26 protein-coding genes are annotated in these 24,063 nt (G+C 46.3%); 15 read left to right on the forward strand and 11 right to left on the reverse strand.

What is annotated here, in order from left to right:
- The first annotated feature begins 44 nt into the window (after positions 1-44).
- From apbC to ICV36_RS02940, 11 genes are all read left to right on the forward strand, one after another.
- On the forward strand, positions 45-1,133 hold the full coding sequence (gene apbC / locus ICV36_RS02890) for an iron-sulfur cluster carrier protein ApbC (protein WP_215401039.1): 1,089 nt from the start codon (positions 45-47) through the stop codon (positions 1,131-1,133).
- A gap of 32 nt (positions 1,134-1,165) precedes the next feature.
- Positions 1,166-1,681 (forward strand): DUF3305 domain-containing protein, encoded by a 516-nt coding sequence (locus tag ICV36_RS02895; protein ID WP_251375059.1) that lies wholly within the window; start codon positions 1,166-1,168, stop codon positions 1,679-1,681.
- A complete protein-coding gene (locus tag ICV36_RS02900) occupies positions 1,678-2,265 on the forward strand; it encodes a DUF3306 domain-containing protein (protein ID WP_215401041.1) in 588 nt (195 codons plus the stop codon). Before ICV36_RS02895 ends, ICV36_RS02900 begins: the two co-directional genes overlap by 4 nt.
- 11 nt (positions 2,266-2,276) lie before the next feature.
- A complete protein-coding gene (locus ICV36_RS02905) occupies positions 2,277-4,367 on the forward strand; it encodes a 4Fe-4S binding protein (RefSeq protein ID WP_215401042.1) in 2,091 nt (696 codons plus the stop codon).
- A complete protein-coding gene (locus ICV36_RS02910) occupies positions 4,364-5,002 on the forward strand; it encodes a molecular chaperone (protein ID WP_215401043.1) in 639 nt (212 codons plus the stop codon). The genes ICV36_RS02905 and ICV36_RS02910 overlap by 4 nt, the downstream gene beginning before the upstream one ends.
- A 126-nt stretch (positions 5,003-5,128) precedes the next feature.
- A complete protein-coding gene (locus ICV36_RS02915) occupies positions 5,129-5,350 on the forward strand; it encodes a hypothetical protein (RefSeq protein ID WP_215401044.1) in 222 nt (73 codons plus the stop codon).
- A 62-nt stretch (positions 5,351-5,412) separates the two neighbouring features.
- Entirely contained in the window at positions 5,413-8,391 is a 2,979-nt protein-coding gene (locus tag ICV36_RS02920) for a formate dehydrogenase subunit alpha (RefSeq protein WP_215401045.1), read from the forward strand.
- Between the two features lie 27 nt (positions 8,392-8,418).
- Complete coding sequence (fdh3B, locus tag ICV36_RS02925) at positions 8,419-9,075, forward strand: formate dehydrogenase FDH3 subunit beta (protein WP_215401046.1); 657 nt, start codon at positions 8,419-8,421, stop codon at positions 9,073-9,075.
- Positions 9,075-9,311 carry a hypothetical protein gene (locus tag ICV36_RS02930; protein WP_215384931.1) on the forward strand — a complete coding sequence of 79 codons (237 nt, stop codon included), beginning with the start codon at positions 9,075-9,077 and terminating at the stop codon, positions 9,309-9,311. Before fdh3B ends, ICV36_RS02930 begins: the two co-directional genes overlap by 1 nt.
- A 47-nt stretch (positions 9,312-9,358) precedes the next feature.
- Positions 9,359-10,420 (forward strand): formate dehydrogenase subunit gamma, encoded by a 1,062-nt coding sequence (locus tag ICV36_RS02935; RefSeq protein ID WP_215401047.1) that lies wholly within the window; start codon positions 9,359-9,361, stop codon positions 10,418-10,420.
- A gap of 3 nt (positions 10,421-10,423) precedes the next feature.
- Positions 10,424-10,699, forward strand: coding sequence for a hypothetical protein (locus ICV36_RS02940; protein ID WP_215401048.1), 276 nt, complete (start codon positions 10,424-10,426; stop codon positions 10,697-10,699).
- Here the strand turns inward: ICV36_RS02940 and ICV36_RS02945 are convergent, their stop codons facing one another.
- Together ICV36_RS02945 and ICV36_RS02950 are read right to left on the reverse strand one after the other, a co-directional pair.
- The gene (locus ICV36_RS02945) at positions 10,700-11,416 is read right to left on the reverse strand and encodes an ATP-binding cassette domain-containing protein (RefSeq protein ID WP_215401049.1); all 717 of its coding nucleotides are present in this window, start codon (positions 11,414-11,416) and stop codon (positions 10,700-10,702) included.
- Positions 11,409-12,104: an ABC transporter permease gene (locus ICV36_RS02950; RefSeq protein ID WP_215401050.1), complete on the reverse strand. Its 696-nt coding sequence runs from the start codon at positions 12,102-12,104 to the stop codon at positions 11,409-11,411. Before ICV36_RS02950 ends, ICV36_RS02945 begins: the two co-directional genes overlap by 8 nt.
- Positions 12,105-12,170: 66 nt before the next feature.
- Here ICV36_RS02950 and ICV36_RS02955 point away from each other — a divergent pair, with 66 nt between their 5' ends.
- The 3 genes from ICV36_RS02955 to cls are packed head-to-tail and all read left to right on the forward strand — an operon-like array spanning position 12,171 to position 14,595.
- Positions 12,171-12,371 (forward strand): hypothetical protein, encoded by a 201-nt coding sequence (locus ICV36_RS02955; RefSeq protein WP_215401051.1) that lies wholly within the window; start codon positions 12,171-12,173, stop codon positions 12,369-12,371.
- 38 nt (positions 12,372-12,409) lie between these two features.
- The gene (locus tag ICV36_RS02960) at positions 12,410-13,123 is read left to right on the forward strand and encodes an endonuclease/exonuclease/phosphatase family protein (RefSeq protein WP_256438100.1); all 714 of its coding nucleotides are present in this window, start codon (positions 12,410-12,412) and stop codon (positions 13,121-13,123) included.
- The gene (gene cls / locus ICV36_RS02965) at positions 13,120-14,595 is read left to right on the forward strand and encodes a cardiolipin synthase (protein WP_215401053.1); all 1,476 of its coding nucleotides are present in this window, start codon (positions 13,120-13,122) and stop codon (positions 14,593-14,595) included. Before ICV36_RS02960 ends, cls begins: the two co-directional genes overlap by 4 nt.
- On the opposite strand, the gene ICV36_RS02970 is transcribed toward cls, so the two are convergent.
- The gene (locus tag ICV36_RS02970) at positions 14,592-15,776 is read right to left on the reverse strand and encodes a CaiB/BaiF CoA-transferase family protein (RefSeq protein ID WP_215401054.1); all 1,185 of its coding nucleotides are present in this window, start codon (positions 15,774-15,776) and stop codon (positions 14,592-14,594) included. The genes cls and ICV36_RS02970 overlap by 4 nt on opposite strands.
- 12 nt (positions 15,777-15,788) lie before the next feature.
- Positions 15,789-16,958: an acyl-CoA dehydrogenase family protein gene (locus tag ICV36_RS02975; RefSeq protein WP_215401055.1), complete on the reverse strand. Its 1,170-nt coding sequence runs from the start codon at positions 16,956-16,958 to the stop codon at positions 15,789-15,791.
- A 160-nt stretch (positions 16,959-17,118) separates the two neighbouring features.
- Between ICV36_RS02975 and ICV36_RS02980 the strand changes: the two genes are divergently transcribed.
- Complete coding sequence (locus ICV36_RS02980) at positions 17,119-17,622, forward strand: YqaA family protein (RefSeq protein ID WP_215401056.1); 504 nt, start codon at positions 17,119-17,121, stop codon at positions 17,620-17,622.
- Here the strand turns inward: ICV36_RS02980 and ICV36_RS02985 are convergent.
- The 7 genes from ICV36_RS02985 to ICV36_RS03015 all read right to left on the reverse strand — a co-directional run bounded on the left by ICV36_RS02985 (position 17,619) and on the right by ICV36_RS03015 (position 24,057).
- On the reverse strand, positions 17,619-18,323 hold the full coding sequence (locus ICV36_RS02985; RefSeq protein ID WP_215401057.1) for an ABC transporter ATP-binding protein: 705 nt from the start codon (positions 18,321-18,323) through the stop codon (positions 17,619-17,621). The two genes, ICV36_RS02980 and ICV36_RS02985, sit on opposite strands and share 4 nt — an antisense overlap.
- Before the next feature lie 14 nt (positions 18,324-18,337).
- On the reverse strand, positions 18,338-19,093 hold the full coding sequence (locus ICV36_RS02990; protein WP_215401058.1) for an ABC transporter ATP-binding protein: 756 nt from the start codon (positions 19,091-19,093) through the stop codon (positions 18,338-18,340).
- Complete coding sequence (locus tag ICV36_RS02995) at positions 19,093-20,052, reverse strand: branched-chain amino acid ABC transporter permease (RefSeq protein ID WP_215401059.1); 960 nt, start codon at positions 20,050-20,052, stop codon at positions 19,093-19,095. Before ICV36_RS02995 ends, ICV36_RS02990 begins: the two co-directional genes overlap by 1 nt.
- A gap of 14 nt (positions 20,053-20,066) precedes the next feature.
- Positions 20,067-20,951 (reverse strand): branched-chain amino acid ABC transporter permease, encoded by an 885-nt coding sequence (locus ICV36_RS03000; protein WP_215401060.1) that lies wholly within the window; start codon positions 20,949-20,951, stop codon positions 20,067-20,069.
- 86 nt (positions 20,952-21,037) lie between these two features.
- Positions 21,038-22,273: an ABC transporter substrate-binding protein gene (locus ICV36_RS03005; protein WP_251375060.1), complete on the reverse strand. Its 1,236-nt coding sequence runs from the start codon at positions 22,271-22,273 to the stop codon at positions 21,038-21,040.
- A gap of 74 nt (positions 22,274-22,347) precedes the next feature.
- Positions 22,348-23,589, reverse strand: a complete 1,242-nt coding sequence (locus ICV36_RS03010; RefSeq protein ID WP_215401061.1) for an FAD binding domain-containing protein — start codon at positions 23,587-23,589, stop codon at positions 22,348-22,350.
- Between the two features lie 9 nt (positions 23,590-23,598).
- Positions 23,599-24,057 (reverse strand): VOC family protein, encoded by a 459-nt coding sequence (locus ICV36_RS03015; protein ID WP_215401062.1) that lies wholly within the window; start codon positions 24,055-24,057, stop codon positions 23,599-23,601.
- Between the last annotated feature and the right edge of the window lie 6 nt (positions 24,058-24,063).

A 24,063-nucleotide genomic window follows, 5' to 3' on the forward strand; every position in this document is an offset into this window, starting at 1 on the left:
AACCAAGAAGCGAATTCTAGGTTTTTCTATATCAGGAGAAGGTAGTGTCAGTTACATTAGAGTCAGTACAAGCAGCCCTCAAAGGCCTGATCGATCCCAATACCAAGATTGATTTTGTTACTGCTAAAAATATTAAAAATCTCCGTGTAGAAGATGGCGATATTTCCTTGGATGTGGTGTTGGGCTATCCAGCTAAGAGTCAGTTTGATTCGATTCGCAAAGCAGTCATCAATACTTTGCGTGAGTTGCCTGGCATAAAAAATGTCAGCGTGAATGTTTCCAGTCAAATTGTTGCGCACGCAGTCCAGCGTGGTGTGAAGTTATTGCCTGGCGTTAAAAATATTATTGCGGTTGCTAGCGGTAAAGGGGGTGTTGGTAAATCTACCACTGCCGTGAATTTAGCATTAGCTCTTGCTGCTGAGGGTGCGCGGGTTGGTATTTTGGATGCGGACATCTATGGCCCAAGTCAGCCAATGATGTTGGGAATTACTGGTAGACCAGACTCTATTGAAGAAAATACGATTGAGCCAATGGAAGGTCACGGCTTGCAAGCAAGCTCGATTGGTTTCTTGATTGATGACGACGCTCCAATGGTTTGGCGTGGCCCGATGGTGACTTCTGCGCTCGAGCAATTACTACGTCAAACCCGTTGGCGTGATTTGGACTATCTCATTGTCGATATGCCCCCAGGTACGGGTGACATTCAGCTAACTTTGGCGCAAAAGGTTCCAGTGACAGGATCAGTCATTGTTACTACCCCTCAGGATATCGCCCTCTTAGATGCTCGCAAAGGTTTAAAGATGTTTGAGAAGGTGGGTGTACCCATCATCGGCATTATTGAAAACATGAGTACCTACGTTTGTACAAAGTGTGGCCACGAAGAGCATGTCTTTGGTACCGGCGGTGGTGAAAAAATGTGTAAAGAGTATGGAGTAGATTTCTTAGGCTCATTGCCTCTGAATCTTTCGATTCGTGAGCAGGCCGATGCAGGGCGCCCTACAGCAGTGGCTGACCCAGATGGTGCAATTAGTGCTATCTATAAAGGAATTGCTAGACAGGTGGCCATTCGCGTTGCTACTCTATCAAAAGATATGAGCAGTAAATTTCCGAATATTGTGGTTCAAAATACCTAAGGCCTCGAATATTTATGCGCTTTGCGGTGCTCATGCGTAAACAAAATATTGATAACCCGTGGGTCTCATACCGCTGGGTGCCTCAGGAAGTGTTGCCTGATTTTGGACAGTTCAATAGCAATCCAAACAACCTGATCTCCGGTCAATTTTTGGGGCGTGATGTAGATGGAGAGTCGTGGTTGTTTACGGGTTATGAACTTGATCTCTTCCTTGACGAAGCAGAAGGTTACTACCTTAATGTATCCGCTACGTCTCCGAGTTGGTTTGTGATGTGGCGACTTGAGGAAGATGTAGAGCGCTATATTGATGAGCAATCTCTTGCTTTAGCAAAGACAGAAACATCGTTTGCAATTCCGCATCGTATTTGTGTGAGCTATAACGAGGCTGCCCGCTTGCTAGATGGTGGGGAGTCTGTGGATACGATTCCTATGAGTGAGCAGCATGCAGCTTGGCTACAAGAGTACGTCAATGATAACTATCGGCCAGAACCCAAGAAGCGTCATAAGCCTGCCTCATTCAAGGGTGCTGAACGTCCTGCGGAGGAATGATGGCTGAAGGATTCTTAGGGCGTTGGTCTAGGCGTAAAGCAGGCAAGGAAGTCGGTGAGGTTGGCTCGCCAGAAAAAAATCTAGCGACCCCCGCAGAGCCATTACAAGTCTCCCCTGTTGAGATTACCCCTGAAGACGCTACGCCACCTGTGACCCTAGAGGATGTAGCTAAGATTGATCGCTTTGATCCTGACTTTTCTGCTTTTATGAGACCGGATGTAGATCCGGCCGTTCAGCAAGCCGCTCTTAAGAAAATGTTTACCGATCCCCACTTCAATATCATGGATGGGTTAGATATCTATATTGATGACTACAGTAAGCCAGATCCGCTGCCACCTGGAATGCTCGAGAGGATGGCGCAAAGCGATATGCTCAATCTGTTCCGCAAGTCGAGCGAGGAGTCACCTCAAGCAGTTCAGAAAAACGAGAGCCAAGTACTTAAGCCCCAGGTAGAAGATGGCGCATTACAGATTCAAGAGCAAAGTGATTTAACATCCACACAGTCAATACCAGCTTCATTGGATGAAGTGCCGAAAGAGGCGCTCAATGAAGCCCTCATTAAGTCCGAACAGAAAAAAACCTAAGAAGATAGCGCATGAGTCAAAAATTAGTCTGCAATTGCAATGGCACCATGCCTTTGGATGCAAAAGAAATGGGTGTGCCGATACACCAATCTTTATGTAGACAGGAAGTAGGTTCTTTTTTAAAAGCTCTAGATGGCTCTGATTCATTGGTTGTCGCATGCACTCAAGAGGGGGCGCTTTTTAGTGAGTTGGCCGATCAGGCTGAAAAGCCATTAGTTGCTCCACTACGTTTCGTCAATATTCGCGAAGTTGCCGGCTGGACACAAGAAGCTAAAACATCTGGACCAAAAATTGCGGCATTGCTGGCTTTGGCAGACATGCCAGAAGCAGAACCAGTTCCCGTTGTGAATTACGAAAGCCAAGGTAGGTTGCTCATCGTCGGAGCAGGCTCCCAGGCCATTCCTTGGGCTGAAAAACTGAGCGCATCTTTAGATGTTTCTGTTTTGTGTACTGAGCCTGGTGATTTGCCGCTAAATCGCAGTTATCCAATTTTCACTGGTGCCCTCACCAAGCTAGACGGTTATCTGGGTAATTTTTCAGTCGACTGGGATTTGCAAAATCCGATTGACCCAGAAATGTGCACACGCTGTGGAGCCTGTGTTGAGGTTTGCCCAGAGGGTGCGATTGATCTTTCCTTCCAGATTGATGTGAGTAAGTGCAAGTCCCATCGTGATTGCGTTACTGCTTGCGCCGGCATTGGCGCCATCTCTTTTGATCGTAAAGAGCGTGCCCGTAATTCTGAATTTGATCTCATCTTGGATTTGCGCGTGGATCCCAAAATGCGCATGAGTCAAACTCCGCAAGGTTACTTTGCGCCTGGCACCGACCCATTGGATCAAGCCCTGGCGGTAAACCAACTATCAGAAATGGTAGGAGAGTTTGAGAAGCCAAAATATTTCGTTTACAACGAAAAAATTTGTGCTCATGGCCGTAATGGCAAAGTGGGTTGCAGTTCCTGTATCGATGTTTGCTCAACAGGGGCGATTGGCTCCATCTTTAAAAATGGCCAAGGCTCTGTAGAAGTAAACCCAAATCTTTGCATGGGTTGTGGCGCCTGCGCTACCACTTGCCCATCAGGCGCAATGCGCTACAACTACCCAAGTGTTGCCCATCAAGGCAAAGAATTGAAAACGGTAGCTAGTGTGTTTACCGCGGAAGCCAAAAAGATTAATCAAGCTATGGCCCCAAGTTTGCTTTTGCATACCTTAAAAGCAGGCACCAAAATGATTGACGGCTTAGGCCGCTCAGCTCACATCATGCCAAAACAGTTTGAGGGTCTTCCTTCTTTTGTCATTCCATATGGCATTGAGCATATTGCTTCGTCTGGCCTAGATTTATGGCTTAGTGCACTGACTTATGGTTTTGCTGAAGTTGCATTACTACTCAGTGGTGATGAGGATCCTGCATATCGAGCAGCGTTGGTAGAGCAGGTAGATTTAGCAAACCGCATTCTGAAGGCGTATGGGTTTGATGAACGAGTCCATTTAATAATGGCAAATTCATCCGATGATATTTCAACGGTATCCAAATCAATGGGAGCATTGCGTCAGCGTGGGTCGCTCAGCGCTATCTGCATGCCTGCAACTATTGGCCTATCCAATCAAAAACGCGAAACCCTAGAGGCGGCACTCGAGCACTTGCAAAAGCAAGCTAAGACCCCGTTGCCAGAAGCGGGGGTTGTTCTTCCAAAATCTTCTTTGCTGGGTGGCTTAGCAATCAATAAAGACGCTTGCACCTTGTGCATGTCTTGTGTCAGTGGCTGCCCAGAAGGTGCACTTTTGGATAATCCTGACGAGCCTATTCTTTCGTTTATTGAAAAGCAGTGTGTACAGTGTGGCATTTGTGTGCAGACTTGTCCCGAAAATGCGCTAACACTTGCACCGCGGTTGCAAACGGTTGAGCAACGTAAGCAAAAGGTGGTGCTAAATGAAACACAGGCATTCCATTGCATAAGCTGTGGGAAGCCGTTTGGAACCCTCAAGATGGTTGATCTGATGCTAACTAAACTGGGTGCTCATAGCGCATTTACTGGTGCAGCAATGGATCGTCTCAAGATGTGCGGTGATTGTCGTGTGGTAGATATGGTGAAAAAAGAAACATGAGCAAAACAGCAAAAGAAAATTTGACTGCCGAGATAGGTGATGTTGATTTGCCAGAGGATTTGGCAAGGGCAGATTTGTATGGCTTGATCGCTCGTTTCTTTCAGATGCGGCCAGATCAAGAATTGTTGGATCAAATTGCCGCAACAGCGGATCAGCAGGATGCTGCTGATGAGGCGCCTTTGGCTAAAGTTTGGATGGATGTGGTTGAGGTTGCCAAAAATAATCCAGCTAAGGCTTGGCATGATGAGTTTGATTTGAATTTCATCAGCGTGGGTAAGCCCAATGTTGTTCTCAATGGCTCCTTTTACATGGCAGGCCACCTGAATGAGAAACCCTTAATCAATATTCGCAAGGCTTTAGCTGAATTTGGGCTTGAAGCAGCAGAGGAAGTCACCGAAACCGAGGACCATATTTCTGCCTTGTGCGAGGTCATGCGCTACCTTATCGCTGGCGATGATGTTGAGATCTCAAACCTTACGAACCAAAGGGTTTTTTTCAATGAGCATATCCGTCCTTGGTATGACGAATTGTGCGATGCAATAGAAGATATTCCAGAGATGCATCTCTATCACCCTGTTGCTGCTCTAACACGGGAATTCCTGGCAATTGAGGGTCAAGGTTTTGACATGATTTGATGTTGCATTGCAGCATCTTGCAGCTTGCATTCATGGCCTTGTAATCCCTAATGCGGTAAATATGCCAAAAATGCAATTACGGATTACACTTGAGCAAAATCAAGAAAAACCATATAGGAGCATGCCATGAGCACTAAATCCAAAGCTGCTTTAAGCGAAGAAAACAAGCCATCGCGCCGTAAGTTCTTTATTGGTGCAAGCGCTGCAGTTGGCGCTGTTGCCGTTGCTAGCCAAACTCCCGTTGGCAAAGCGGTCATTCAAGAAATTAGTAGCACCAAAACGGTGAAAGATGTTGGTCAAACCATGACCGCTCACATGCGTAAGTATTACGAATCCACTTTGATTTAACGATCTTTGTTTTGCTTTAGCGGTAACTCAATAAATACAAAAAACTTTCTCAGGGACACTATATGAGTCTGACTCGTAAATCCAATACCCCAGCAAGCAGTCGCTCCACATCACGCCTTATTGGTAGCTTGTCACGTGGCTTAAAGGCCGCCGTGCCAACGATGGATCGCCGCTCATTCCTAAAGCGCTCAGGCGTCGGAGTGGGTGCCGGTATCGCCGCCAGCCAATTGAGCTTTGTGCAAAAGGCGACTGCTGAACCAAGCAAGGCAATGCTCGATGGCAAAGGCAAGATTGAGGTTAAGAGATCTATATGTACCCACTGTTCAGTTGGCTGTGCAGTTGATGCCACAGTAGAGAACGGTGTTTGGGTTCGTCAAGATCCTGTATTTGATTCCCCAATTAATATGGGCGCGCACTGCGCTAAGGGCGCAGCATTGCGTGAGCACGGACACGGTGATTATCGTTTGCGTTATCCAATGAAGTTGGTAGATGGAAAGTACCAACGTATTTCTTGGGATCAAGCCTTAACTGAAATCACTGCTCAGATGAAGAGCATCCGTGAGAAATATTCTCCAGATGCAATGTTCTTTATTGGATCTTCAAAGCACAACAACGAACAAGCCTACTTACTGCGTAAGTGGGTTTCTTTCTTTGGTACAAACAATACAGACCATCAGGCGCGTATTTGTCACTCCACAACTGTTGCCGGTGTGGCGAACACCTGGGGTTATGGTGCGATGACAAACAGCTACAACGACATGATGAACGCCAAGGCTGCTTTGTATATTGGCTCCAATGCTGCTGAAGCGCATCCAGTCTCTATGTTGATGCTGTTGCACGCAAAAGAAAATGGTTGCAAAGTGGTTGTGGTTGATCCACGCTATACCCGCACTGCGGCTAAGTCAGATCAGTACATCCGTATTCGTTCTGGTACAGATATTCCATTCCTATTTGGTTTGCTGTACCACATCTTCAAAAACGGCTGGGAAGACAAGAAGTACATCAATGACCGTGTTTACGGCATGGATGAGATCCGCAAAGAAGTAATGGAGAAGTGGACTCCTGCTGCAGTTGAAGAGGCTTGCGGTGTACCTGAAGCCCAGGTTTATCAAGCTGCTAAAACGATGGCCATGAATCGTCCTAGTACGGTTGTTTGGTGTATGGGTCAAACACAACACACTATTGGTAATGCCATGGTGCGCGCTTCCTGCATTTTGCAGTTGGCTCTAGGTAACGTAGGTAAGTCTGGCGGCGGTACCAATATTTTCCGTGGTCACGATAACGTTCAGGGCGCAACTGACGTAGGTCCTAATCCAGATTCATTGCCTGGCTACTATGGTTTGGCTGCTGGCTCATGGAAACACTTCGCAACGGTTTGGGGTGTTGACTACGAATGGATTAAGGGGCGCTACGCACCCGACATGATGGAGAAGTCTGGTACAACCGTTTCTCGTTGGGTGGATGCCGTTCTTGAAAAGAACGACATGATTGATCAACAGACTAGCGTTAAGGGTTTGTTCTTCTGGGGTCATGCACCTAACTCACAAACACGCGGCTTGGATATGAAGCGCGCGATGAACAAGTTGGATCTCTTGGTTGTGGTCGATCCATACCCAAGCGCTACGGCAGCAATGGCAGCAATGCCTGCAGCTGAAGGCGACGTTGTTAATAAAAATCGCAATGTGTACTTATTGCCTGCTGCAACGCAATTTGAAACCTGTGGCTCTGCGACAGCTTCAAACCGTTCATTGCAGTGGCGTGAAAAAGTCATCGACCCATTGTTTGAGTCCGTTCCTGACCACGTCATCATGCAAGCATTTGCAGATCGCTTAGGTTTCGGTGAGGAGTTGTCTAAGAACTACAAAATGCTCAACTCTAAATTTGCTGGTAAGCAATGGAAAGAGCCGCAGATTGAGGATATCTTGCGTGAGATCAATCGTTCCGTATGGACCATTGGCTACACCGGCCAAACTCCTGAGCGCCTTAAAGCGCACATGAGAATGGTTGCCACATTTGATCCGAAGACATTGAAGTCTCGCGGTGGTGTTGATCCAGTAACTGGCTATGACACAACAGGTGACTACTATGGCTTGCCTTGGCCTTGCTACGGTACGGCAGCAATCAAGCATCCAGGTTCGCCAAATCTATATGACACCAGCAAGAGCGTCATGGAAGGTGGCGGTAACTTCCGTGCCAACTTTGGAGTTGAGCGTGATGGTGTGAGTTTATTGGCTGGTGATGGTTCTTGCTCCAAAGGTTCGGCAATTACCACTGGTTATCCAGAGTTCGATCACGTGTTTGTGAAGAAACTCGGTTGGTGGGATCAGTTGACTGAAGAAGAGAAAAAACTGGCTGAAGGTAAAAACTGGAAGACTGACTTATCAGGTGGTATTCAGCGCGTGGTGATGAAGAACGGCTGCCATCCATTTGGTAACGCAAAAGCGCGCGCAGTAGTTTGGAACTTCCCAGATGCAATTCCAATTCACCGCGAGGCTCTTTACAGTACTAACGAGAAGATGATGCGTAAGTACCCAACAGCTGCCGATAAGAAGAATTTCTGGCGCTTGCCAACTCTCTATAAGACTGTTCAAGATCAAAACTTGAATCAGAAGTTATATGAGAAGTTCCCAATCATTCTGACCTCTGGTCGTTTGGTTGAGTACGAGGGTGGTGGCGACGAGACCCGTTCTAACCCATGGTTGGCTGAGCTCCAACAAGAAAACTTTGTGGAGATTAATCCTAAGGCTGCAGCAGATCGTGGCATTAAGAACTGGGATTACGTTTGGGTCAAGTCTCCAACTGGAGCGAAGATCAAAGTTCGCGCATTGGTTACTGAGCGTGTTGATCAGGGAACTGCATTTGTGCCATTCCACTTTGCTGGCTGGTGGCAGGGCGCAGACTTGCGCAAATACTACCCAGAAGGTGCTGCTCCTGTAGTTCAAGGTGAAGCGGTTAACACTGCAACTACTTATGGTTATGACATGGTGACGATGATGCAAGAAACGAAAACCACAATGTGTCAAATCGAGAAATTTGCCTAAGTCAAAAAATAAAGTCAGGAGAACACAATGGCAAGAATGAAATTTATTTGCGACACAGAGCGATGCATCGAGTGCAACGGTTGTGTCACAGCCTGTAAAAATGATAATGAAGTACCTTGGGGCGTCAATCGTCGCCGCGTTGTTACGGTAAATGATGGCATCATCGGTCAAGAAAAGTCTGTTTCAGTGGCATGTATGCACTGTACTGATGCTCCTTGTATGGCGGTATGTCCAGTAGATTGTTTCTACCGTACTGATGAAGGTGTTGTTCTGCACGATAAAGATATTTGTATCGGTTGCGGCTACTGCTCATTTGCATGTCCATTTGGTGCACCACAGTTCTTGAGTAAGGGTGCTTTTGGTTCCCGCAGCAAAATGGATAAGTGCACATTCTGTAGCGGCGGCCCAGAAGAAAACGGTAGCGTTGCTGAGTTTGAGAAATATGGCCGTAATCGTTTAGCGGAAGGTAAGTTGCCACTCTGTGCTGAGATGTGTTCTACCAAGGCATTGATTGGTGGTGATAGCGATATCATTACTGGCATCTTCAATAACCGTGTTGCGACACGTGAGAAGAATGGCAAGTACCCAGGATCTAAGGCTTTTGGTTGGACTACTGCTTACGGTGGACCAGATGCACCAGCGCCAACTCCAACACCTGCTGCAAAAATTCCAGGAGCTAAATAATGAAAGTGAATTTCAAAACTCTCGGTTTATGTTTTGCAGCAGCAGCCTTGTTGGCTGCTTGCTCTGAACCTCCAGAAATTGCTGCCAAAGCTGCTAAACGTCCAGACGTTGCGCCTTACATGGGTGCTAATAATGGCTTCGTAACTAAGGGCTGGACGCCAGGTAATCAGGCTAGCTGGACTGAGTCGATCGACAAGCGTACTCAGGGTCAAAACGAATACAGTCGCGTTAAGTGATCTTCTAAATAACAATAAATAAAACGAAAACGTTTAAGGACATGTGTATGAAACGATCATTTTCTAAAGTTCTACGTACTTTGGTAGTGGCTGCAGGTTTGTCGCTGACTTTGGCAAGCGGAATTAGTTTTGCAGAGCGCGCACCGATGGCGCCATTGCCTTCTCCTAGTGGGGTGGATGTTCCGCCATTGTCGGTTCCTGCCAACCCTAATGCGCTGGCGAATGGAACTCAAGCTCAGTCTCAGCCGGCAAATCCATCCATTTTTACTTCTGCAAATAGCGATCCCCATAACTATGTCAGCATTCCCGACAAAGAAGCTAGCGTTCTGATTCAGCGCTCTGGTCAGGAGTGGCGTGTCATTCGTAATGGTGTGATCACTGTTTATGGTGGTTGGTTGTTGGCCCTAGCATTTTTTGGAATCATTGCGACATACACTCTCAAGGGCCCCATGAAATTGCATGAGCCAATGTCTGGCGTCAAAATTAAACGCTTTAGCGCTTTTGATCGACTTGTACACTGGTTGATGGCTTTTAGCTTCTTGGCTTTGGCGTTTACAGGCTTATTAATTCTGTATGGCAAATACTTTGCGATGCCATTGATGGGTGGAGCGGCTTATGGTTCATTCCTCATGGTTTGTAAAAATATCCACAACTTTACTGGCCCTTTATTTACTATTTGTATTGTGATCTTCTTCTTACTCTTTGCTCATAAGAATGTATTTGGCAAAGGTGATATGGCTTGGATCATGGGCTTTGGTGGTATTTTCTCGGGCAAACATATTCCAGCAGGCTTCTTTAACTTTGGTGAAAAGTTCTGGTTCTGGTTTGGCATGACTTTCTTGGGTTTGGTCATTTCAGGCTCTGGCTTTGTGCTTGACATGATCGTGCCATTTATGACCTTGGAATATACCCGCGGCACAATGCAGATAGCCAACATCATTCATAGTAGCGCTGCAATCTTGATGACTGCCATGGCAATGGGCCATATTTATATCGGTACGATCGGTTCACAAGGATCAATCGACGGAATGAAGACTGGTTATGTAGATGCTACTTGGGCTAAAGAGCACCATGAGCTCTGGTACAACAAAGTGAATAAAAAGGGATAAGCCATGAAAAAGATCATTGCTTTCACATTTAGTGCATTTGCTGCTGCTTCAGTGTTGGCAGCATTGCCACCGTTGACTCCTGAGCAAGCAGAAGCAGCAGCTCTAGCGAAAGCCAAAACAGCTTATGGGGATAAGGTTGGCGCCTATAAATTATGCCTAGCCCAAAACAAAGTGGCGGATCAATTTAGAGTTCCAGGTACGCCTGCGCCAGCGGCATGTACTGCACCACCTCCATTTACTCCGCCAGTAGCAGCGGCTGCGGCACCAGCGGCTAAGTAATTAGTCCGCTAGCAACTCCTGATGTAAGTAGCGTTTAGTTGCTTGTGTTTGGGGGTTGGTAAAGAAGGGGCCTACGGGTCCCTTTTCTTTTATCTCACCTTGATCGATAAAGATAATGTACTCAGCAAGCCTTTGAACTTGAGCAAGCTGATGCGATGAAAAAATTACATCTGCATCTTGTTGGTCAAATTGACGAATTAACTCTTCAACTTGCTCGGTAGTGTTGGGATCTAAATTGGCAGTGGGTTCATCTAGCAAAACTAAATTTGGTTTTTGAAGAATCGCTCGTCCAAGGCAAAGCTTCTGTCTTTCGCCGGCGGATAACTTCTGAGCTGGGCTATTGGCTAATGTACTTAATCCCACTTGCTCAATTACCCGTTCTATATCGGTATTAGTAATTGACGTATCTGCATCCCGAACCATAGCTAGATTGGTTAAAGCAGAGGCTTTAATCATGGGTGTGTGATGCAAGACTAATGCAGTTTTTGTTTTAAAGGAGTAAGTGACCGTTCCACTATCGGGCTTGATTAATCCATCTAAGACTTTTAAGAAGGTAGTCTTACCAGCACCATTTGGCCCAATACAGGCAGTAATTCTGTCTGCAGGAATGATGGCGTGTGGAATATTAAGAATGGTTCGTCCATTACTATTGACGATAACGTTCTTCAGTTCAATGAATTTTTCAAAGCTTTCCGTAGCTTCAATCAGATTATCCATAGCGACGCTCCGCAATGTGACGTACCGCAAAGGTAATTAGATTTGCCAATAAAACAATCATCAGAAGCACCATACCCAGTGCCAACGCTAAAGGTAGATCACCCTTGCTAGTTTCTAGAGCAATAGCGGTGGTCATGGTTCTGGTGGAGTGATCAATATTGCCGCCGACGATCATCACTGCGCCAACCTCCGATATAGCTCTGGCTAGGCCAGCAAGTATGGCGATTGTGAGCGAGAAGCGGCAATCCCAGATCAGCCACTTAAAACGGGCTATGGGTGGCAACCTAAGGCTCAGAAACGAGTCTCGATGTATTTTCCAGGAGTCTTCCAGTATTTGTCGACTAAGGGCGGCAATTAACGGGGTTGTTAGCAATGTCTGAGCAACGATCATCCCTTTAGGTGTAAAAAGCCATCCCCAAGCCCCTAAGGGGCCAGAGCGAGATAGCATGAGGTACACCAAGACCCCAACGATGACTGTGGGTACACCCATCAGGGTATTGAGTGTCACAATAATTGTCTTTTTGCCACTAAATTTCTCTGTTGCTAGGAGGGCTCCGATGGGTAGGCCCACTAGCGTCCCTATGAGAAGGGCGGACAGGCTGACCTGGAGGGAAACTAATACGATCCCTAGGACCCCGCCATCTAATTGCGCGAGTAAGGATAGGGCGTCTTGAAAAGCTTTTAACATGCGCTTGATTCTATCAAGGCAATGGCAAAATGGCTGTAATGCGATTGATTTCCCTATTTTTGACCCATGGCTGAACTTGTTTGCCTCTGTAATGAGGTTCTCGATATGGATTTACGTGAGTATTTAGATGCTCACCCCATAGACTCCATTGATGAGTTGCGGGAGCAGGCGTCCATTTGTAATAAATGTATGCAGTGTCAAGAAATCGTTGAGAGTGAAATTTACTTGGCCCGTGTTCGACGACAACGCGCCGCAGGACAGTTTTAATGAGTGCCAATAAAACGACTCGATTCACTGTACTTAGTATGAATGTTCATAAAGGTTTATCGCCTTTGCATCGACATTCCACGATTTACCAGTTGCGACAAAAAATGCGCAGTCATTATCCTGACCTGCTTTTTTTGCAAGAGTTACAGCAAGAACATCGAGGTAGGATTCGGCGTTTCAGTCAATGGCCTATGACAGAGCTAACGCACTTTCTCTCCGAAGATTTTTGGCATGATTGGCATTATGGAAAGAATGTTGAGTATCGCGATGGTCATCATGGCAACGCCATACTTTCTAAACATCCCCAGCAAAAGGGAAATAACTACGACATTTCCGCATATCGATTTGAGGGTCGTGGATTGTTGCATAGCATCACCAAGCTCGACGGACTAGACAGGCCTATCCATTGCTTTTGCGTGCATTTAGCGCTCTTCGAGCGGGGTAGGGAGCGCCAATTAGAGGCCATTATTGGACATATTCAAGATCTCGCTCAAAATGCCCCCACCATTGTTGCTGGTGACTTTAATGATTGGCGCAATCGCATCAGTGCCCCCATGAAGGCTGCTGGCTTTGATGAGGTATTTGAAGTGCTGACAGGTTCACCAGCTAAAACTTTTCCAAGTGTGAAGCCATTACTTCCAATGGATCGTATTTATGTGCGTGGATTAAAAATTCATTCTGCACAGATTTTGCATGAATGGTTAAAACTATCGGATCACCTTGGCATTACTGCTGAATTGGAACTTGTATGAATATTTTGTCGTTTATTTTTGGCTCTCTTTTTGGGTTCTCATTAATATGGGTGCCGATTGCTCATGTACTGATTGTGCTTGCTTTTGGAGTCCACTTAATCTCTGTTAGAAGGCCAGTTGGCGTTGCTTTCGCATGGTTTTTGATTGTGATTCTCGTGCCTATCGTGGGTATTGCCTTATATATTCTGATTGGTGAGCGCCCAGTAGGGCGAAAGCTTACTCGCAAGATTATTCGCATGAACCGCGAATACGAAAAAATTACTGAGAATATGCGTCAAGAGTACATGGCTGATAGGCAAAAACTACCGGTTGAGGGTAGGGCTCTTAGTCTTTTGGCTGAATCAAAAAATGGTTCACCAGTGGTGGCTGGTAACAAGATCGAGTTGCATACAAATTCACTTAATATTCTGCAAAACTTTATCGATGAGATTAATCAGGCAAAAAAGAGCCTGCATCTCGAGTTTTATATATGGGCCTTAGGTGGAGACGCAGATAGGGTTTGCGAGGCTCTTATTGCCGCTTCTAAACGGGGTGTCGCCTGTCAAGTATTGCTCGATTCCTTAGGTAGCAAAGATTGGTTTAAATCTGCATGGCCCGCACGTTTTCGTGCTGCGGGAATCAGGGTGACGGAGGCTTTGCCGATTCAGATTGGCCGCTTTCAGTTCCGTCGTGCGGATTTACGACTTCATCGGAAAATTTTTGTGATTGATGGGGCAATCGTCTGGACCGGCAGTATGAATTTAGTGGACCCTCGCACTTTTAAGCAGGACTCTGGAGTGGGTGAGTGGGTAGATGCCATGGTACGTATCGAGGGCCCAGTTGCTGCACAATTCGAATTAACTTTTGCTTTTGACTGGAGTGTTGATGACCCCAGTATTACCAGCTTTAGGGATTGCGAGCCGCCAGCATCGTCGCATGAAGGCGGTGCATTGGCTCAAGAATTTTCCTCTGGACCAGTTTATCGTGACGATATTTTGTACCAAGTCTTGCTGTCAGCCATCATGGATGCGCGCGAAGAGTTGACGATTACTACGCCATATTTTGGTCCTGATGATGGTTTGATTCAGGCTCTAATGGCAGCTGCTGCCAGGGGAGTTAAGGTAACCCTGGTGGTTCCCAAGTTAAATGATTCAACCCTAGTTGCATGGAGTAGTAAAAGTTTCTATGAAGATTTAATGAATGCGGGTGTGGTTATCGCAGAGTTTCATGGTGGTCTGCTGCATACGAAGAGCTTATTGATTGATAAGCGTATTGCTATTTTTGGGTCTGTTAATTTTGATCAACGCAGCTTGCGACTCAATTTTGAGATCAGCTTAATTGTTTACAACGTGGATTTCTGTATCAAGTTAGAAAAGTTAATTGATTCTTATTTGGCGCAATCCGATTATGTCGATCCTAAAGCCTGGGCAAAAAGACCTGTATGGCGTCGCTATCTTGAGAACGCGGCGCACCTAACTTCGCCGCTACTTTAAATTGCTCCGCTGGCTCGCATATCAGCGATTTCAGACTCCGTTATTCCGAGCTCTTTCAAGATGGTATTCGTGTGTTCTCCTACTGCTGGGATAGGATCCATACGGTAGTTATAAGTGTCATTAAGACCGGGGGGCAGTAGGGCGGAAATGACACCATTTGGAGAGTCTACTTCAGTCCAGCGATTGCGTGCCTTAAGTTGTTCATGCTTCCAAAGTCCCGCCATGTCATTGAGATGCGCATTTGCAATTTGCGCCTTCTCTAATCTTGCAATGAGTTGTTCGGAAGTGAGTTTGCTAAAGCAAGCATCAATAATCTCTAGAAGTTCAGCACGTTTTTCATTACGTTTGAAATTGCGATCAAAGCGCTCATCTTTAGCGAGCTCAGAATTCTCTAAGACAGTCTCGCAGAACTGCACCCATTCACGTTCATTTTGTAGGCCAAGCATGACAGTCTTGCCATCGCCAGCCTTAAATGGGCCATACGGATATATTGTTGCGTGGGATGCGCCATTTCTAGGGGGCGGCTCTGCGCCTTTATAGGCGTAATACATGGGAAAGTTCATCCACTCGCCAAGGGACTCCAACATAGAGATATCAATCACTGACCCCTTGCCGGTTTTCCCTCTTTGCAAAAGGGCTGCCAAGATATTGGTGTAGGCATACATTCCTGCTGCAATATCGGCAATGGAATTTCCTGCTTTACTCGGTGTTTCAGGGGTTCCGGTAACTGATAAGAATCCCGCCTCGCTTTGGATTAATAGATCGTAGGCTTTTTTATCTCGATATGGCCCATTATTGCCGTAGCCCGAAATATCACACAGAATGAGTTTTGGATTCTCTTTTTGTAAGAGCTCAGCCGTCAGGCCCATACGCGCAGCAGCTCCGGGTGCGAGGTTTTGCACTAAGACATCCGCAGTCTTTAATAAAGTCTTCAGTGTTGCAATTGCCGCTGGTTGCTTAAGGTCTAAAGTCAAACTTTCCTTAGATCGATTTACCCACACAAAATGTGAGCACAGTCCATCCACTCGCGTATCGTATCCTCTGGCAAAGTCACCGCCACCAGGACGCTCTACCTTAATGACCCTAGCTCCCAAGTCTGCTAACTGACGAGTGCAGAAGGGGGCTGCAATGGCGTGCTCCAGGGAAACAACAGTAATACCGTCTAATGGACGAATACTCATATCAAGAACTCTCTAGAAAGATCTTGGGAGACCAAGAACATGTTCAGCAATATAGGAGTAGATCAAATTCGTGGAGATTGGTGCTACTTGATAAAGGCGAGTTTCTCTGAACTTACGCTCCACATCATATTCGTTTGCAAACCCAAAGCCACCATGAGTCTGAAGGCAGACGTTAGCTGCTTCCCATGAAGCTTTGGCGGCTAAGTATTTGGCCATATTGGCTTCTGGCCCACAGGGTTGATGGTTATCAAATAGGTCGCAAGCCTTAAAGCGCATCAGATTGGCTGCTTCAGTTTCAATATAGCTTTCAGCAATCGGAAACTGAATCCCTTGATTTTTACCAATAGGGCGATCAAAAACGACGCGATCATTGGCATAACGACGAGCGCGATCAATAAACCAGTAGGCATCACCAATACATTCAGCGGCGATCAGAACGCGCTCGGCATTTAAGCCATCGAGAATATATTTGAACCCCTGACCTTCAGTTCCAATCAGGTTCTCAGCGGGAATCTCAAGATTGTCGAAGAACACCTCGTTAGTTTCATGATTGACCATATTAGCAATTGGCCTTACTTCCATCCCTTTACCAATGGCATCGGCCAGATTGACGATAAAGATCGACATGCCTTCAGACTTGCGTTGCACCTCGCTCAGTGGAGTAGTGCGTGCCAGCAAAATCATCAAATCAGAGTGTTGGATTCTGGATATCCAAACCTTTTGACCATTCACAATGTACTTATCACCTTTTTTAATGGCGGTCGTTTTGAGTTTGGTTGTATCGGTTCCGGTGGTAGGCTCAGTAACAGCCATACTTTGAAGTCGCAGCTCCCCGGATGCAATTTTAGGGAGATATATTTTTTTCTGAGCTTCTGACCCATGACGTAATAGGGTGCCCATGTTGTACATCTGTCCATGACATGAGCCTGAGTTACCACCGGAAAAATTAATTTCTTCCATGATCACTGAGGCCTCAGCAAGTCCTAGTCCGGAGCCGCCATATTCTTCTGGAATGAGTGCAGCCAACCAGCCTGCCTTTGTCATTGCATCAACAAAAGCCTCTGGATAGCCTCTTTCATGATCAATTTTTTGCCAATAAGCAGAGTCAAAGGAGCTGCCAAGATCGCGTAATGCTTCACGCATTTCTTGATACTGGTCCGGCTTAGGAATAGGGTGGCTCATGAAGGTCTCAATTTATAGGTTTTATGGTGAATTTATCTTTCTAGGCATTAGTTTAAGCAAGAATTGAAAAAGTTGGGTATTGCTCAAAACAAGGCAAAATAGGCGATATGAAATTCAAGCACGAGCACTCGAATGCCATCAACTTAGGGTTTGTTATTTGATGGAGCATTTGTTCGATCATTTTTTTGCTTGGTTCGAAATGCCCTCTGTTGGTTTGCCAGCAGTATTTCTGAGTTCATTTATTTCTGCGACTTTAATACCCGCTGGCTCAGAGCCAATCCTGTTTGGCTATATCACGCTGAACCCGCACTTATTTTGGGTTGCGATTATAGTTGCTACAGTCGGCAATACTTTGGGTGGTATGGTGGATTGGTGGCTAGGGGTCATTGCCCGCAATAGCTTTAAGACGATGGATGAGCCTCGCAATGGCCGCCTAAAGCGTTGGCTTGAGGAATGGGGGCCGAAGTTGTTGCTACTTTCCTGGCTGCCTGGGTTAGGCGACCCTTTATGTCTCGCGGCCGGGTGGTTAAAACTCCCTTGGCAGCCATGCCTCATTTATATGTTTATTGGCAAGCTACTGCGTTTTATTACGCTTACATGGCTTTTAACTCTAGTTCCAGAAAGTTTCTGGCATCAACTAGGTCATTGGCTGCACCTCATTTAAACCGCACAATACTTCTGCTGAATCTCATCATTATTTAATAAATTCTGAGCGGTGTCGTGAAACACAATCTCACCCTGATCTAGGATGTAAGCTCGATCAGAAATCTTCAAAGCTTGTTGCACGTTTTGTTCTACCAGCAGGATAGTCAGGCCCTGTTGTTTTAGCTTGGCGAACAACTCGAACATTTCATCAACTAAGACCGGCATGATGCCTTCAGAAGGCTCATCTAGCAAAATCACCTTAGGCTTGCCAATCATTGCCCTAGCAATAGCCAGCATTTGTTGTTCGCCGCCTGACATCGAGGTGCCATCTTGATGAAGGCGCTCTTTGAGGCGTGGAAATATCTCGGCAATCTCATCAACTAATGCGCTCATATCGCCGACATTCTTTTTTGCGATCACCCCAAGCTCCAAATTTTCTTTAACAGTGAGTCCGGGAACGATGCGGCGATCCTCTGGAACGTATGCTAACCCTAAGTGGAAGCGTTCGTGAGCAGGTAAGTCTAAAAATGAAGTGCCATCAATTGAAGCTTTGCCTTCGCGCTTGGAGAGTAGGCCCATGAGCGAGCGCAATGTAGTAGTTTTACCTGCGCCATTACGACCCATCAAAGTAACAATTTCACCTTTATTGACTTCAAGTGAGATGCCTTGCAATACATGACTGCGGTCATACCACGCGTTTAAATTTTCTACACGCAACATATTTTGCTTTCTGTTTAACCTTGACCTAGGTACACACGACGTACCTCGGCGTTATTTTGGATTTCTTCTGGAGTGCCTTCGGCCAAAAACTCGCCGTGATGTAAAACGATAATGCGCTTACAAAGGCCCATAATGAGTTTCATCTTGTGTTCAACCAAGATCACAGTGCGCTCATTAGCAAGTGTACGAATGAGTTCCATCATGACCAATGTTTCTTCTGGAGACATGCCGGCAGTCGGTTCATCAAGCAGGAGCAAGCTTGGATTGCAGGCTAAAGCCATTGCAATCTCAAGGGCGCGCTGTTGGCCATGAGCTAGGTCGCCTGTTTTCTTGTTCCGTAGGTGCTCTAGATTAACTCGGCGTAGAAGTTGGTCGGCGAGTTCTATGGGGCCTGGATAGCTCTGCGCATTGCGGAGAAAGTTGTAGCGCGCCGTTTCCATTTGGGCGGCAACGCGGACATTTTCATGAACGCTCAGCTGTTTGAAGACATTTGTAATCTGGAAACTTTTAGAGATACCAATACGGGCAAACTCATGCTGCTGCATACCGGTGATATCTTTACCATTAAATAGAATCTGGCCGCTTGTAGGAGGAAATGCTCCGCTCAACACATTAAAGAATGTGCTTTTGCCAGCACCGTTTGGTCCAATGATGGCAGTCAGGGTTCCGGGCATAAAGCTGGTGGATACATCTTGCAATGCTTTGAACTTGCCAAAGCTTTTGCTAACGTGACGTGCTTCAAGAATGGGAGTAGTGGTTGGGCTATTCATTATTTCGAATCCTGATTAATTTGTAACTTGCTCAGAATGGTTCCCCAGATCCCCTTAGGGAAGAACAGCACGAAGAACATGAAAACCACACCAACAACAGCCATCCAGTGTTTGGTAAAAGTGGTGACGACATCCTCTAGATAGAGCATGACTGCTGCGCCAATAAACGGGCCAAAGAATGTACCCATACCACCCAAGATGCTCATCATGACAGCTTGACCGGATTGCAAGTAATGCAAAGAATCAATCGGCACAATAGAAAGGTGAAGGGCCCGCAATGAACCGGCTAAGCCACAAATAGCTGCTGACAAGACAAATACCAATAGTTTGGTGCGAGCCACGTCGAATCCACAGGCTGCGGCGCGTTTTTCATTCTCACGAATGGCCTCCATCACGGCGCCTAAAGGAGAGCTCAGGATGCGAGAGATTAACCAAATTGCGATCACCACAAAAAATAGAATGATGTAGTACTTCACTAAAGGGTTTAAGAAGTCAGTCGGAATGCCAAGGATGTTGAATTCATTGACGCGAACTCCGCGCAAACCATTCTCGCCACCAGTAAGGCTTTCTGCTTTGTAAAAAATGTAATACACGATTTGACCAAGCGCTAATGTCACCATGGAGAAGTAGATACCCCGAGTGCGGATAGCTAGATAACCCATGATGAGCCCACCAATGGCAGCACCAATAATCCCAACCAAAATTGCGGCACCCCATGGCATTCCGTAGTGAACAATGCCGATACCAGTGAGGTAACTGCCAATACCTAAAAATGCGGCATGGCCAAAAGAGAGAAGGCCCATATAACCAAAGAGCAAGTTGAAGCCCATGGCGAACAAACCAAAGATCAAAATATTGATTGCCAAAGCTTCGTACGGCATGATGAACGGAAAGATCGCCAAGAACAGCGTGCTAGCGAGTACGCGATGGCGTGCGATGAGTTGTAAAAATGATTTCATATATATACGGAGCCTTAGCCCATCGCTCCTGCTTTGCCAAATAAACCTTGTGGGCGAATTAACAACACGACCGCCATCAATACAAAGATGGAGAGCTCTGCCAAGTCAGGGAAGAATAGAGAAGTCATGCTGTAGACAATACCTACAAATAAGCCGGCAACAACAGCGCCTACTGGTGAGCCCATACCACCGACGACCGTTACTACAAAGGACTCAGCCAAAATCGGAATGCCCATTTCTGGATTAACTGAACGTGTTGGTGAGGCCAGAATGCCAGACAAGCCAGCAATTGCACATCCCAAACCAAAGACTAAGAGCCAAACCTTGGCAATATCAACGCCAAGCACCTTCACGATTTCTTGATCTGCTGCACCTGCTTTGATGATGAGGCCATAGCGTGTTTTCTGAATGAAGAACCAGACACCCAGAATGATGATGGCAGTCGCAACTATTAAGAAGAGACGGTATTTGGGGAAAAAGCCAATGCCTACGTTCAATGTTCCGCCTAGACCCTCTGGGGTGATGGAAGGTAAGCCTTCGATGCCAAAGGTGACGCGCATCACTTCGATCAATACATAAGAAAGACCGAAGGTGAGTAGTAGAGGGTAATCTAGGCCGCGACCATAGAGCGGTCTCACTAAGAAACGCTCAGTGAGAAGTCCTATGCCGCCTGTTATCAAAGGGGTGAGCACTAAGCTAAACCAAAAGCTTCCAGTGACGCCCAGGAAATAAACCCCTAAAAAAGCGCCCACCATAAAGAAGGCTCCATGAGCGAAGTTCACCACATTCAGCATGCCAAAAATTAGGCATAAACCTAGTGCTAGAAGTGCATAAATACTGCCTAAGGCGATGCCTGTAAGCAATTGCATGCAAAGAAGTTCAAATGTAAGACCAGTCATAAATGTACTCAGAAAAACTCCCCGCTACCGACTGGTTTTGGGAAGTGGATCAGGGTGAATGATTAATCCACCCTGAAATTTTTGGATTAGGCTTTGTGGCCTAGCTCTGCGCAAGAACGCATGTTTTTCTCAGTAGTAGGTTCAATCGTCAAAATATTGAAGACGTCATACTTGTCTTTCATATTCTTAGATTTGGACTCTACGATGATGACGGTTTGAACAGCTTGATGATCGCATTTGCGATAGTACTCAGGACCCTTGTACCAGTCGTATTTCATGTTTTCCATTGCTGTAACCACTTTTAGCGTGTCGGTGGACTTTGCAATCTTCACTCCAGCCAAGACGCTCTTCACACCTGCATAACCCAGTGCGCCGTAATCAGATGGCACGGAGCCGTTATACATTTTGCGGAAAGCATCATTAAATGCTTTTGCAGTCGGAATGCGATCCTCAAGACCCCAGTAATAGGAGGTGCCACCGATGATGCCTTCAAAAGCTTCGGGCCCACCTGCTAGACGTGAGGTGTAAAGCAGTACCGGTGTCACAATCTTCATACTGGATTTAAGGCCGAAGTCAGTGCACTGCTTAGCGGCATTTACCAAGTCGCGACCAAAGTTACAGAGCACCAAAATGTCTGGGTTTAAGGCTTTAATACGTGGTAAGAAAGCGGAGTAATCAGATGCGCCTAATGGGTGACGAATGTCAGCCAACGTTGTTGCGCCCATTTCTTTGCCAGCACGCTCAAAAGCACGAACCATTTCATGGCCGTAAGCATAGTCAGCCGTTAAGAACACAATCTTTTTGCCAAAGCGAGGAATGGAGTAGCGTGCTACAGCACCAGCAGTCATTGTTGGGTTTAGTGCTTCATGGAACGTATACACACTCCAGTCTTTTGCTTCGTTAATCGCATCAGATTGGCTGATGGAGTTAAACAGAACCTTACGCTCTTTACATACTGCATTGATTGAGAGTTGTGTAGCAGCAGAAAGTGAGCCAACAACAAAATTCACTTTATCTTTTTCAATCAACTCTAATGTGCGAGTTGCCGCCTCACCAGGATTGAGTTTGTCATCGCGCACCAAGAGTTCTGCTTTGCGTCCATTGAAACCGCCGGCATCATTAAATTCTTTGATAGCTAATTCAGCAGCTTTTACCTGGTCTTGCGCTTCCGCAGAGAATGGACCAGTTAAGGGTGTTGGAAAGCCGATCTTGATGGTGTCGGCTTGCGCATTTGCAACGTTTAACCAAAGTGGGGCGCTTGCTGCAGCTGCTCCACCAATCAACATCTGGCGTCTAGTTTGATTCGTTACTTTTTGTTTCATGGTTGTCTCCTCCATATAAAACTTTGTTAAATAAGAATACTTTTGTTTTTCTAAATCTTAACTGAATGCGCCTTTCAATGTGCGGACTCAGGCACTGCTTTCCCTTGGGCTAATAGATCGCTGATATCAATCGCGGTTTCCGCCATTACAGTATCGGCATTTCTTTTGAGCTTCTCGTTATCCCTATTACCCTTGCTGCCCTGGGCTTGCATATAGCGTCCCAAATATTGCGCTCTAGCCACTACTTGCTGTCCTAGTTTGAGTCGCTCATCGCTATAAGCATTCAGTGCTGCTGGGGTGGCTCCAAGTACGGCAATGTGCTTTGCAATTACCATGGCTTCATCGCCTGCTTTGGTGACCCCCATTCCCACGTGAGGTCTGCCAACAAATGCTGCATCACCCATTAAGGCAATTCTGCCAAATACAATTTGTTCTGATCGCACGTCATAAATTGCTTGTAAGAAGGGGGCTGCTGTTTTTTCAAGAATCTCGGCGTATTGCGGCGCCAGAATTTCTTGTGCCACTTTGCGCATATGCGCAATATGCTTCCAGGAAACCTTGAGTGGTGGGATACCGGTGGGGTAATAATGGCCATCATCATCGGTCAGAAGACTTACCAGCTCCTCATGTTCCGATGCGGGGCGATACCATACAAAGTTATAACGACGCTTGCCTGGGCGAGTGTCATTGCCTGTGCCAGCAACTGGATACCCGAGCATTTGCTCGCCATTCGGTAAGCAAAATCCAAAGCGATTAAATAGGGTCTCCAAGGTGTACTGAGATAAGCAGGCCTCATCGCACACACCACGCCAAGCAATATAGCCAGCGTATTCAGGTTGAATCTGCGGCGCGACTTGTGCTCTTACTGCGGAGCGTATGCCATCGGAAGCGATTAATAGCTCCGCATCATATTTACTGCCATCCTCACACAGCACATGCACAGCGTTCACATCTTGAGTAACGGTCTTTACTGTTTTGCCTTGAAGGTAGCGCTCGCTTGGGAAGCTTTCTTTGAGCATGTGATAGAGGCGGCTCCAGGAGGTAAGTACCTGAGGTAGATCCATTTCACCGAGGCTTTGGCCGTCTGCGCCTAAAGTGATGCGTTTGGTCACAGGAACGCCCAGAGTTTCGTCAACGGTGACCCCAGCTGCTCTTAATGCTTCTGCTAGGGCATCGTGCGTCACAATACCGGCGCCACGACCGTCTAGAGAGCCAACAGTCTTCTCTAGTAAGGTGACGTCATGACCTTGTCGCAGCAAAATGTTTGCCGCAAATAATCCGCCAAGAGAGCCGCCAACAACTAGAATTTTTGCCATCAATTTCTCCTATGCTGCTTTCGCATCTAAGGCAGTTTTTTCTGCTGCTGGATAGTTCAACTCAATCACAATGCCATTCGGATCATCCAAAAATATTTGATGGAGCCCTATAACAGGAACGGTTCGCTCGCGATAGGCAATATTTAATTTTTGAAGTAGGGCAATTTTTTCTTCCAAGCCAGTTGCAAAAAATGCGATGTGATCAACCGCCCCAGATCCATGTAGGGTACTAGGGTCGCGATCTCCTAAATATTTTTTGAGTCCATTCGGATCATTTTTATCAATAGCAATCAAGTGCAAGACTGCGTTAGCCCAACTACTTTCATCGCCGTTGTAAAGCCATACACCGGGAAACGGAAACTCTGGCCTTGGTCCAACAGTTAAGCCAAGCAATTGCTCATAAAACTCAGTTGTTTTTTCGATTTCGAGGCTGCGAATGGAGAAGTGATTGAGGCTTAAGTTAGACATGATGAC

It is taken from the genome of Polynucleobacter sp. MWH-UH35A (assembly GCF_018687075.1).
In the GTDB taxonomy this organism is placed as follows: domain Bacteria; phylum Pseudomonadota; class Gammaproteobacteria; order Burkholderiales; family Burkholderiaceae; genus Polynucleobacter.